Annotated in this window: 8 protein-coding genes; 4 read left to right on the top strand and 4 right to left on the bottom strand. The window is 70.2% G+C overall.

Annotation, left to right across the window (positions count from 1 at the left end):
* The first annotated feature begins 21 nt into the window (after positions 1–21).
* From gltB to ACSG06_RS14265, 3 genes are all read left to right on the top strand, one after another.
* Positions 22–4,569, top strand: coding sequence for a glutamate synthase large subunit (gene gltB / locus ACSG06_RS14255; RefSeq protein WP_440990952.1), 4,548 nt, complete (start codon positions 22–24; stop codon positions 4,567–4,569).
* 604 nt (positions 4,570–5,173) lie between these two features.
* Complete coding sequence (locus ACSG06_RS14260) at positions 5,174–6,214, top strand: NAD-dependent epimerase/dehydratase family protein (RefSeq protein ID WP_440990953.1); 1,041 nt, start codon at positions 5,174–5,176, stop codon at positions 6,212–6,214.
* 132 nt (positions 6,215–6,346) lie between these two features.
* Positions 6,347–7,327, top strand: coding sequence for a hypothetical protein (locus ACSG06_RS14265; protein WP_440990954.1), 981 nt, complete (start codon positions 6,347–6,349; stop codon positions 7,325–7,327).
* Between the two features lie 12 nt (positions 7,328–7,339).
* Here ACSG06_RS14265 and ACSG06_RS14270 read toward each other — a convergent pair whose 3' ends face one another.
* The 4 genes from ACSG06_RS14270 to ACSG06_RS14285 form a co-directional block, all read right to left on the bottom strand.
* Positions 7,340–7,924 carry a GNAT family N-acetyltransferase gene (locus ACSG06_RS14270; protein WP_440990955.1) on the bottom strand — a complete coding sequence of 195 codons (585 nt, stop codon included), beginning with the start codon at positions 7,922–7,924 and terminating at the stop codon, positions 7,340–7,342.
* 59 nt (positions 7,925–7,983) lie between these two features.
* Positions 7,984–8,796, bottom strand: coding sequence for an endonuclease III domain-containing protein (locus ACSG06_RS14275; RefSeq protein WP_440990956.1), 813 nt, complete (start codon positions 8,794–8,796; stop codon positions 7,984–7,986).
* Positions 8,797–8,859: 63 nt separating this feature from the next.
* Entirely contained in the window at positions 8,860–9,273 is a 414-nt protein-coding gene (locus tag ACSG06_RS14280; RefSeq protein ID WP_440990957.1) for a DUF371 domain-containing protein, read from the bottom strand.
* Between the two features lie 25 nt (positions 9,274–9,298).
* Positions 9,299–9,451: a hypothetical protein gene (locus ACSG06_RS14285; RefSeq protein WP_175526355.1), complete on the bottom strand. Its 153-nt coding sequence runs from the start codon at positions 9,449–9,451 to the stop codon at positions 9,299–9,301.
* Positions 9,452–9,669: 218 nt separating this feature from the next.
* On the opposite strand from ACSG06_RS14285, the gene ACSG06_RS14290 reads away from it, so the two are divergent.
* Complete coding sequence (locus ACSG06_RS14290) at positions 9,670–11,559, top strand: glycosyl hydrolase 2 galactose-binding domain-containing protein (RefSeq protein ID WP_440990958.1); 1,890 nt, start codon at positions 9,670–9,672, stop codon at positions 11,557–11,559.
* Positions 11,560–11,742: the final 183 nt, after the last annotated feature.

Raw genomic sequence — 11,742 nt, forward strand, 5'->3', positions numbered from 1 at the left:
GAGTCAGTGGGCCGTGTACACATGAATCAGCCACAGCGGGTCACGCCTGCCAGCCGGGGGCTCGCAGACCCGGAGGACGAGCGATCGAACTGCGGTGTCGGGATGGTGATGGACCTCGGTGGAGGGAGCGACCACTCGGTCGTCGCCGATGGCCTCGAGCTCCTCGAGAACCTCGAGCATCGTGGGACGACCGGCGCCGAACCGAACACGGGCGACGGTGCGGGTATTCTGCTCCAGACGCCCCACAAGTTCCTCGCCGACGAGCTGCCGGTCGACCTGCCTGAGACGTACGCCGTCGGCTCCTTCTTCTTCCCGCAGGCCGCCGAGGAACGCGAGCCGATGCAGGAGCTCGTCGAGTCGGCGCTCGCGGATCGCGCCATCGACGTGCTGCACTGGCGCGACGTGCCGACCGACAACGAGGGGCTCGGCCAGACCGCGCTCGACTCCGAGCCGGACGTCTGGCACGCGGTGGTCGCCCCGGCCGACGGGGACACCGACACCGAGACGTTCGACCGATCGCTGTACGAGTCCCGACGCGTCGTCGAGAAGACCGTCGACGAGGTCGAGTTCGAGGGGAGCGAGCGCTTCTACGTCTGCTCGCTCGACCGCAAGACGCTCGTCTACAAGGGCCTGCTGACGGGCGAACAGCTCCCGAACTACTACCCGGACCTGCGCGACGAGCGCGTCGACTCGACGTTCGTCATGGTCCACGAGCGCTTCTCGACGAACACGCTGGGGGCGTGGCACCTCGCGCACCCCTACCGCGGCATCGTCCACAACGGCGAGTTCAACACCATCCAGGGCAACGTCAACTGGATGCGTGCCCGGGAGACGGACCTCGAATCCGACGAGCTGGACCTCGACGCCGTCCGGCCCATCATCCAGGACCCGGACCAGTCCGACACCGCGAGCGTCGACAACGCCCTCGAACTGCTCACCCAGGAGCGCGACCTCCCCCACGCACTGCGGATGCTCGTCCCCGAGGCGTGGCGCGGCGACGACTCGATGGACCCGGCCCGGAAGGACTTCTACGACTACCACGCGTCGCTCGTTGAGCCGTGGGACGGCCCCTCGCTCGTCTGTGCGACCGACGGCGACCGCGTCGGCGCCGTGCTCGACCGCAACGGGCTGCGCCCCTGCCGATACGACGTGACGACCGACGACCGGCTCGTGATGGCCAGCGAGGCCGGCGCGCTCGCGCTGGACGAGCACGAGGTCGCCGAGCGCGGCCGGCTCCAGCCCGGCCAGCTGTTCCTCGCCGACCCCGAGGAGGGCCGCGTCGTCCCCGACGACGAGGTGTTCGACGAACTCGCCGACGAGCGCTACGGCGACTGGGTCGCCCGGGAGCAGGTCAGCCTCGCCGACCACGCCGCCGACGACCCGCGGCCGACGCCCGAAGACGACGACGCCGCGACCGAGCTCCGGGCCCGCCAGACCGCCTACGGCTACACCCGGGACGAGCTGGACAACCTCATCGAGCCGATGAGCAAGAAGGGGAAGGACCCCGTGGGCTCGATGGGCGACGACACGCCGCTGTCGGTGCTGTCGGACTACAACCGGCCGCTGTTCTCGTACTTCAAGCAGCTGTTCGCGCAGGTGACAAACCCGCCGCTGGACTACATCCGCGAGGAGCTCGTCACCTCGCTGGAGACTCGGATGGGGTTCCAGCGCAACCTGCTCGACGAGACGCCCGCACACGCCCGGCAGCTGGTCGCAGACTCGCCCGTCCTCACCGACGCCGAACTCGGCGCCATCCGCGACCTCGACGGGAGCGCGGCGAGCGGCAACATCGAGAGCGCGGTCGTCGACAGCACGTTCCCGACGGACGGCGACCTGGAGTCGGCCGTCGAGCGCGTCCGCGCGGACGCCGCCGCCGCCATCGAAGCCGGCGCCGACGTGGTCGTGCTCTCGGACCGCGCGGGTGGGGAGGACCGGCTGCACGTCCCGAGCCTGCTCGCGACGGGGGCGGTCCACCATCACCTCGTCCGGAACGGCCTCCGGAACCACGCCGGGCTCGTCGTCGAGTCGGGCGACCCCCGCGCGGTGCACCACACCGCGACGCTCGTCGGCTACGGCGCGGACGCCATCAACCCGTACCTCGCGTTCCGCACCATCGCCGACGTGACGCGGGGGCCCGACGGCGCGGACCTCGCGGCGGCCATCGACGCCTACATCGAGGCGGTCGAGGGCGGCCTGCTGAAGACGATGGCGAAGATGGGCATCTCGACGGTCGAGAGCTACCAGGGCGCGCAGATCTTCGAAGCCGTGGGGCTGGACTCCGACTTCGTCGCCGAGTACTTCGAGGGCACCGAGAACCGCACCGAAGGTATCGGCATCGACGACATCGAGAGCGACCTGCGCGAGCGCCACGCGACCGCGTACGACGAGGAGGAAGTGCCCGCCCTCGAACGCTCCGGCGAGTACGAGAACCGCTCCGGCGGGCTGCACCACCAGTGGAACCCGAGCACCGTCGGCACGCTCCAGCAGTCGGTTCGGGCCGGCGACTACGACCACTACGGCGAGTTCGCCGAGCTCATCAACGACCAGAACGAGCAGCTCCAGACGCTCCGTGGCCTGCTGGAGTTCGACAGCGACCGCGACGCCATCCCCATCGAGGAGGTCGAGCCGGTGGCCGACATCGTCGAGCGCATCTCGACGGCCGCGATGAGCCTCGGCAGCCTCAGCCCCGAGGCGCACGAGAACAACGCCGTCGCGATGAACCGCATCGGCGGCAAGGCGAACACCGGCGAGGGCGGCGAGCCGCCCGAACGGTTCGACACCGAGAAGGAGTGCGCAGTCAAGCAGGTCGCCTCCGGGCGCTTCGGCGTCACCGCGACGTACCTCGCGAACGCCGACGAGCTGCAGATCAAGATGGCACAGGGTAGCAAGCCCGGCGAGGGCGGCCACCTCCCCGGCGAGAAGGTCAACGAGATGATCGCCCACGTCCGGAAGTCGACGCCCGGCGTCGGCCTCATCTCGCCGCCGCCGCTGCACGACATCTACTCCATCGAGGACCTCAAGCAGCTCATCTACGACCTGAAGGCGTCCAGCCCGGACGCGGACATCAACGTCAAGCTGGTCTCCGAGGCCGGCATCGGCACCATCGCCGCCGGCGTCGCGAAGGCCAACGCCGACGTCATCCACATCTCCGGGCACTCCGGCGGCACCGGCGCGTCGCCGCGCACGTCCATCAAGAACGCCGGCCTGCCGTGGGAGCTCGGGCTCGCCGAGGCGAACCAGACGCTCCGGCGGACCGGCCTGCGCGACCGCGTCCGGCTCAGCGCCGACGGCGGCCTGAAGACCGGCCGCGACGTCGCCGTCGCCGCGCTGCTCGGTGCGGAGGAGTACATCTTCGGCACCGCGGCGCTCGTCACCGGCGGCTGCGTGATGGCCCGGCAGTGCCACAAGAACACCTGCCCGGTCGGCGTCGCCACCCAGCGCGAGGACCTCCGGGCGCGGTTCCCCGGCACGCCCGACCACGTCATCAACTACGTCACGTTCGTCGTCCAGGAGCTGCGTGAGATCATGGCCGAACTCGGCTTCGAGACGGTCGACGAGATGGTCGGCCGGGTCGACTGCCTGACCCAGCGCGAGACCGACCACGAGAAGGCCCGCAAGGTCGACCTCTCCAGTGTCCTCGCCGACGTGGGCGACGGCCCGCGCCGGAAGGTCCGCGAGCAGGACCACGAACTGGAGGGCCACCTCGACTACGAGCTGCTCGATCAGGCAGAGCCCGCGCTCGACCGCGGTCAGCCGGTCGGCATCGCCACCGAGGTGTCGAACACCGACCGCACCGTCGGGGCCATCCTCTCGAACGCCATCGCCAGCGAGTACGGCGAGACGGGTCTCCCTGACGGCACCGTCAACGTCTCGCTGCGGGGCACCGCCGGCCAGTCCTTCGGTGCGTTCCTCGCCTCGGGCGTCGCGCTCCACCTCGTCGGCGGCGCGAACGACCACGTCGGCAAGGGTCTCTCCGGCGGCCGCATCGCCGTCGAGACGCCCGCCGACGCCGGCTTCGACCCCGCACGGAACGTCGCCGTCGGCAACGTCGCGCTCTACGGTTCGACCGACGGCGAGTGCTACGTCAACGGCATGGCCGGCGAGCGGTTCGCCGTCCGCAACTCCGGTGCGACCGCCGTCGTCGAGGGCGTCGGCGACCACGGCTGCGAGTACATGACCGGCGGCGTCGTCGCCGTCCTCGGCGGCACCGGGAAGAACTTCGCCGCCGGGATGTCCGGCGGCATCGCCTACGTGCTCGACGAGGACGACTCGCTCGAGCGCGACCTGAACACCGGGATGGTCCACCTCGAAGACGACCTCGACGAGCGCGACCGGGCGATGCTCCGCCGTCTCGTCGAGAACCACGTCGCCTACACCGACTCCGAGCGCGGCCGCGAGCTCCTCGAGAACTGGGACGCCGCGCTCGACTCGTTCGTCAAGGTCATGCCCGACGCCTACGAGCGCGTCATGGCCGAGGAGGACGCCGCCGACGTGCGCGAGGAGCTGCCCGAGAGCGCCTCGGCCGTCGCCGAGGCGGGGGCGACCGGGTTCGCGTCCAGCGACGACTGACGACTGCGGCGATTTCTCTGTCGTTGGCTTGCGCTGCTTCCGGACCAGTTGGGGTGCGAATTGACCCCACCGGGGGGTTGACAATTGTTGTAAACCTATAACCTGGTTCGATGGTTGACCAGCCGGGCGGCGCGCGGTCTGGCGAGCGTGTCGAACGAAGTGAGGCCGCGAGCGGACACTCGTGCGAGGGACGAGAAGCGCAGCGAACGGGAGACGTGACCGCTAGGGAGCGTCTCCACAGCGGAACGGCGAGCGCTAGCGAGCCGTGGAGCGAGCGAGCATCGAAGGAGGCTGGGGAGGTTCGAGGGCGGTGGCGGTGCGGTCGGGTGGGACTGAAAGGGGCCACGTTCTCGCCAGCCGAGACGACGCAAGCACCGCAGGAACGAGGAGCACAGCGAGTCGCAGGCGGCGAGAACGTGGGGGCTTTCTGGCTGGTGGTGATTCCAGCAATCCCCACTATTCGCGGGGCCTTTCTGGATGCTGTCGTCCCCAGCGACCCCCACGGCCATCGGAACAATCGCAGTGACAGAATCAGTACGAACCGCCCCACAACGTACTGGCCGGAATCACCACGTTCATCCCCCGACCGACCCACCCAGAGCACATGGACACCGCACTCGTCATCGGCGGCACGCGATTCATCGGCCGCCACACCGTCGAGGAGTTCCTCGACCACGGCTACGAGGTCACCGTCTTCAACCGCGGGAACCACGACAACCCGTTCGAGTCGGACGACCAGGTCGACCACGTGCAGGGCGACCGGACCGACGACGCCGAACTCGCCAGCGCGGCACGGGAGGTCGAGCCCGACGTCGTGATCGACTGCGTGGCGTACCACCCGCGGGACGTCCGCACCGCCTGCCGGATCTTCGACGACGTCGACGCCTACGTCTACATCTCCTCCGGCTCCGCGTACGGGGCGGAGGTCATGCCGAAGCGGGAGGACGAGACGCCGCTCTGTGACTGCACGGAGGAGCAGGCGAAAGACGACTCGCACGAGAGCTACGGCCCCCGGAAGGCCGAGGGCGACCGGGCGGTGTTCGCGGCCGCCGAGGACGGCGTGAACGCGATGGCTGTCCGGCCCTGCATCGTCTACGGGCCCCACGACTACACGGAGCGCCTGGACTTCTGGATAGACCGGGTGAACGAGTACGACCGCATCGTCGTCCCCGGCGACGGCACGAACGTCTGGCACCGGGCGTACGTCGAGGACGTCGCGAGCGCGCTCCGGGTCGTCGCCGAGGCGGGTGAGGCCGGCGAGGCGTACAACATCGGCGACCGGCGCATGGTCACGCTGGAGGAGATGGTCGAGCTCGTCGCGGACTGCCTGGACGGCGCTGAACCACGTTCCGCGGACGAGTCGAGCGGGCGAAGCCCGCGAGACACGGAGGTCGAGGTCGTCCACGCCTCCGAGCGCGAGCTCGGCATCGGCGACCTCTCGCTCGACGACTACATCCTCTACCGCGACTACCCGCACGTCCTCGACACGAACAAGCTCGCCGCGCTGGGCTGGGAGTCGACGCCAGTCGACGAGGCGATGCAGGCCGCCGTCGACGACCACCTCGATTCGGATAGGGATGGGAGCGAGCACGACCCCGGCCGGGAGAACGAGGAGCGCGTGCTCGGTGTGCTGGACACGTTGTGAGCGGGAGCAGTGGCTCCGGAACCACCCGGAAGTATCGAACCCGGAATCTATTAGTATGCTGATATTCTTTTGCGGGACACGATGGAACGACGACGATTTCTCCAGGTAGCGGGGGTCGCGGGTGCATCGGCGATGACAACACTCTCGGGATGCAGCAGCCTCCCCGGCGGTGGCGGCGGTGGCGGCACGCCGAACGGCGACCGCGCGAGCTACGACTCGTGGATGGCTGCCGGGGTCAGCGAGCCGGTCAACGCCTTCACGCTCGACCTCGAGGTGTACCGGACGCTCCAGGAGGAGGGGGAGGGGACCCAGACCCAGACGGAGACCTCGTCGAGCATGGGGACGGACCCGCTGGCCGGTATCCCGGCGACGTACCTCTTCGCCGCGGCGCTGGGGCTCGGGTTCGGGCTGATGCGGACCGGCCTCGCCTCTCTCGTCCAGCAGGACGGGTCGGCCCAGCGGGCGCACTTCGTCGACAACGGCATCGTCCTCGAGGGCTCGTTCGACGTCGAGAGCGTCGGTTCGTCGGTGTCGGGCGCCGGTGCCCAGGAGGTCGACTCCCACGCCGGCGCCACGCTGTACCGCAACGGTTCGGGGAGCGATGCCACGGTCATCTCGGTCTCCGGCGACACCGCCGTCGTGGTCCGCGGCGGCGAGAACGTCTCGGACCCGATGGCCCGGATCCGGCGACTCCTCGACGCGAACGCCGGGAACACCGACCGGTTCCGGGGGGAGTCCGACGACTACGACTCGCTCGTCACGGCGCTCCCGACGCGGGGCATCATGGCCGTCACCTACAGCTCGGATGGTGGACTGTTCGAGAGCGGTGGCGGCGGTGGCGGCGGTGGCGGCGGCGGTGCCACCAGCGGGCTCGCCAGCTTCAGCGACCTCGACCTCAGCGGGAACGCCGTCGGTGGCGCGACCAGCGCGTCGTTCTCGACGGAGCGACTCGAGTCGTCCGTCGCCATCCTGTACGAGAGCGAGAGCGAGGTCGACGCGAAGGCCGACATCGAGGCCGCAGTCGGCGGCGAGGCGGCGTCCAGCTCGGTGACCATCGACGGCCGGATGGTCTACGTCGAGGGGACCTACGAGGACCCGAACACCGGGAACTGAGTGGCCGGCCGGTCACTGGGCCAGCCTCGCCGCAAGGTCCTGCTCCACGTCCGGCCACTCGGTGTCGAGGATGCTGTAGAAGGCGCTGTCCTGCGGCTCGCCCTGGACGACCATGTGCTTGCGGAGGATGCCCTCCTCGACGGCTCCGATGCGGGAGAGCGCCCCCCGTGCCGGCTCGTTCGCGGCTGCGGTCTCGAACTCGACGCGGACGCAGTCCCACCGCTCGAACGCGTGCCGGAGCTGGAGCAGCTTCGCCTCGGTGTTGGCCGGTGTCCGCTGCTCGTCGGGGGTGAGCCACGTCCAGCCGATCTCGACGGACCGGTTCTCGTGCCGGATGTTGCCGAACCGGGTCGAGCCGATGGCCTCGTCGGTGTCCTGCCGGACGGTCGCGAAGGGGAGCTGGTCGCCCTCCGCCTGCGCCTCCATGGCGTCGGCGACGAACGACCGCATCGCCTCGGGACCGGCGTGCTGCGTGCCGAACCACCGGAAGATGTCCTCGTCGTCGCCGGCGGCGATCAGGTCGTCCAGGTGGTCCTCGGCGGAGAGCGGCTCGAGCCGGACGTAGTCGCCGTGGAGCGTGACAGGTTCGACGTTCACGACCGTGATTGCTCGGGCGGCGAGAAAACAGTTCGCACGGTGGCGGTTCTCGCGTCGGCTCAGTCGACCTCCACGGCGTCGGCCGGGTCGACGGTCTCCCCCGTCTCCGGGTAGACCCCGACCTGGTCGCAGTGGTCGGCGAGCGGGCAGGCCTCCGGGTCGTCCAGACACGCGGGTTTGCGGGCGGTGCAGTACTCGCGGCCGAACTGGATCATCGCGGTGTGGCCGAAACCGCACTTCTCGGCCGGAACGGCGGCCTCCAGCGCCTCCCGCACCCCCTCGTGGTCGGCGTCGGCGGCTGCGAGGCCCATCCGGCGGGCGATTCGGTGGACGTGCGTGTCGACGGGGAAGACGCCGCCCTGCCCGCCGGCGAACAGGAGGACACAGTCCGCCGTCTTCGGGCCGACGCCGGAGACGGAGAGCAGCGTCTCGCGCACCTCGTCGGGGTCCCCCGCCACGACGAACTCGTCGAACACCTCGGTGGAGCCGAACTCGTCGAGCACCCACGCGGCAGCGTCGCGGATGACCGCCGACTTCTGGTTGTAGAGCCCGGCTGCTGAGATGGTCTCGGCGAGCTCGTCGTGGTCCGCGTCGGCGAGGTTGCCGGCGAGGTCATCGATGGGCCCGTACCGGGCCACGAGGTCGTCGTGGGCGGGCTGGCTCGCCACGTCGCTCGTGTTCTGGCTGAGGATGGTCCGGACGAGGCACTCGAAGCCGTCCTTGCCGCCGTAGGTCTTCTGCCAGTACAGCTCGCCGAGGCGGTCGACGACGGCCTCGGCGCGGGTCGCGGCCTCGCCGGGGGCGAACTCCGCGGCGACGCCACCGCCGTCCGCGCCGCCGGAGATGTTCCTGGCGGGTTCGTCGTCGGGCATGGCTCGACGTTGGCAGCGGAGGGTCAAAACGACCGCGGCGCAGGCGGGACGTGGGGGTGCTCTCTACTCCACCGCCAGCCTCACCGTCACGTCGGCACCGTCGGCGAGCGCGGCGACGAGGTCGCGGTCGAACCCCTCGGCGGCGATGCTGCTCGCGAGCATGACGGTCCGGTCGTCGACGTAGTCCGAGGTGCGTCCGACCATGCTGCGCTCGCTGTCGAACTCGAGGTCGGGATGGCCGACGCCGACCGCGGTGTCGGTATGGCCGTCGGCCTCGATGGTACAGGTGATGGTCGAGCCGGGTTCGCGGCAGGCTGCCACGAACGCGTCGGCGAAGTCGGCGGGGGCGCGGTCGGCGTCGACGGCGAGGATGCAGTCGCCCGCCGGCGTGAGGTAGTCGTCGGTCGTCACCTCGAACGTGCTGGCGTGTTCGGCGGTGACGTTCTCGTGGCCGCGGGCGTGGATGACCTCCTCCATGGGCCGCCGTATCCGACGGGTGGCCTTAATCCTCGCGAACGACGGTGACGGTGACCGCGCCACAGCCGCACTCGTAGGCGCGCCGGGTGCCGGCGTCGGTCCGCATGGTGAGCATCAACTGGTCGCCGTCGAGCGGGCGGTCGCAGCCTTCGCAGGCGGCCGTGAGCTGGTCGAGCATACACACAACTGTGTCGGCATCCCTTATGAACCGCAGCCAACCGCTCGGTGAAAGTGAAAGTGAAACGGATGCCCGACGGGGGCGGGTTGGGGTCGTTTCAGGTTTGCTCTCGGACGGGTTCGCTCTCGCACTGGCCCAGCTGGGACGTCGTGGCGACTCCCCGAACCACCCAGTCCGGCCGAAGACCTTTCATCGTAGCGGTCGGTGATTGCGCTCGTATGACGAGTCAGTGGGAGGGCGGTCGTGTTCTCGCCGGCACGGTCGGCGGCGGGCCGCCCGCGGTGCAGTCCTGGGAGCCCGTGTCGGTGCCGGGGCGTCCCGAGCGGTTCGCGGGCGCGCCTGCGGTTGCCTATCGACTGCAGTTCGCGGACCCCCGGTCGACGCCCGCACAGCGAGCCCTGCTCGAGTTCCAGGGCCTGTATGGGCACGCTCGCGTGTGGCTGAACGGGGAGTTGCTCGGGACGCACCGGGAGTACTTCGCACCGGCGCGGTTCGAGTTCGAGCCGGCGGCGGAGAACGAACTGGTCGTCGAGTGCCACCGCCCGCCCGACGGCTTCGGCGGCGCGTACGAGACGGACCACGTGGCCGACGCGCTCGCGGTCCCGGGCATCTGGTGGGGCGTCCATCTGCGCCTGCGTCCGCCGGCGTTCCTGCGCGACCTCGTGGTGAATCCGCGGCTCACAGACGACGGCGGCGCTATCGACGTGGCGGTGTCGGTGGACGCGGCGGAGCCGGTCGCCGAGCCCGTGACGCTGTCGCTGCGGCCGGAGGGGTTCCGCGGCGGCGGCGCGATGGAACGCGAGCAGGTCGAGGCCGGTCCGGGCGAGCGGATCACGGTGACGCGGACGCTGACGCTCAGGGAGCCGTCGCTGTGGTGGCCACGGAACCACGGCGAGCAGCACCGGTACGTCGTCCGCGCGAAGTTCCGCGACCACGAGCTCACGACGACGACGGCGCTCCGGTCGGTCGACTACGGCGCCGACGGCGGCCTCCGCGTCAACGGGAAGCGGGTGCGTGCACGCGGGGTGAACCTGCTGCCGAGCGACGACCAGCTGGCAGACTTCGAGCGCGTCGACGAGGCTGGGTTCACGCTCGCGCGGCTGCACGCCCACGTCGCGCCGCCGGAGCTGTACGAGGCGGCCGACGAGGCGGGGGTGCTCGTCTGGCAGGACTGTCCGCTCTCGGGCGAGGTCCGCGTGGACGCGGAGCGCGGGCGGGCGGTCGCACGGACGCTCGCGAACACGGTCGACCACCATCCGTCGGTGGCGCTGTTCGGCGTCCACGACGACCCCGAGACGCCGTTCGACGGCCGGATGGGTGGTGGGCGGATGGACCGACTGCGCTTCCGGCGGCGGGTCGGCGGTGAGACGGACGCACGGGGAACCGCAGAGCGCATCGCGGGGGCGCTACCCGCCGACCGACCGGTGTTCCCGATCTGTGGCCAGCCCGGCATCGGGCCCGACGCGGCACACCTCTACCCGGGGTGGACGTTCGGCGACGCGGACGCGGTGGACTGGCTCTGTGCGACCGTCCCAGAGCTGACCCGGGTGGTGACCGAGTTCGGGGCCGGCTCGCTGACCGAGGCGGGAGCGAAGCCGACGGGGCTCGACCGCGAGGTCCACGACGCGGTGGTCGGGAGCGACGACCCGGCCACCTCGCAGGCGGTCCAGGCCAGGACCCTCAAGCGGGTGGCGGAGACGCTCCGTCTCCAGGGGGCGGACGTGCTCGCCGGGTTCCGTCTCCGCGACGCCGACGGCGGTGGTGGGATGGGCGTGCTGGACTCGGCCGGGGAGCCGAAACCGGCGTACGAGGCACTGTCGACCTCGCTGCGACCCGTCGTGCCGGTGCTCCGGGAGGTGCCGACGCCCGGAGCCGCGGTGGAGGCACGACTGCTCAACGACGCACCGGCCGAGGTCGAGGGGACGGTCCGCTGGTCCTTCGAGGGACCCCCCGATGCCGTCGACACGGCGGGTGAAGCGGTGTCGGTCGCCGCACCGGCGTTCGAGAGCGTGGCCGCCGGCGAGGTGACGGTGCCCGCCGACGCGACGGCGGTCTCGCTCGCCCTCGAAACAGGAACTACGGCAGTAGTAAATCGATATCGTTTATAACCTGTGAACGGCTGGTTTGGTACTCGTTTACACAGGTGTACCCGGTCTCGTCTCCCGATTTCCGGAGTTCGCTCAATCGGCAGATTTAAATTACACAAGGTGGTAGTAGTTGATACCAGAACGCCGCCGGTGTTCCGGTAGCATCGCACGCCGACCAGAATGACACGGAACCTTATCACCGCG

It is taken from the genome of Haloarchaeobius baliensis (genome assembly GCF_052060055.1).
Lineage (GTDB): Archaea > Halobacteriota > Halobacteria > Halobacteriales > Natrialbaceae > Haloarchaeobius > Haloarchaeobius baliensis.

Excerpts from the sequence above, each read along its gene's own strand:
- ACSG06_RS14290 (WP_440990958.1), top strand. The coding sequence starts at position 9,670 with ATGACGAGTCAGTGGGAGGGCGGTCGTGTTCTCGCCGGCACGGTCGGC.
- ACSG06_RS14275 (WP_440990956.1), bottom strand. The coding sequence starts at position 8,796 with ATGCCCGACGACGAACCCGCCAGGAACATCTCCGGCGGCGCGGACGGC.
- gltB (WP_440990952.1), top strand. The coding sequence starts at position 22 with ATGAATCAGCCACAGCGGGTCACGCCTGCCAGCCGGGGGCTCGCAGAC.
- ACSG06_RS14265 (WP_440990954.1), top strand. The coding sequence starts at position 6,347 with ATGACAACACTCTCGGGATGCAGCAGCCTCCCCGGCGGTGGCGGCGGT.
- ACSG06_RS14260 (WP_440990953.1), top strand. The coding sequence starts at position 5,174 with ATGGACACCGCACTCGTCATCGGCGGCACGCGATTCATCGGCCGCCAC.
- ACSG06_RS14280 (WP_440990957.1), bottom strand. The coding sequence starts at position 9,273 with ATGGAGGAGGTCATCCACGCCCGCGGCCACGAGAACGTCACCGCCGAA.
- ACSG06_RS14285 (WP_175526355.1), bottom strand. The coding sequence starts at position 9,451 with ATGCTCGACCAGCTCACGGCCGCCTGCGAAGGCTGCGACCGCCCGCTC.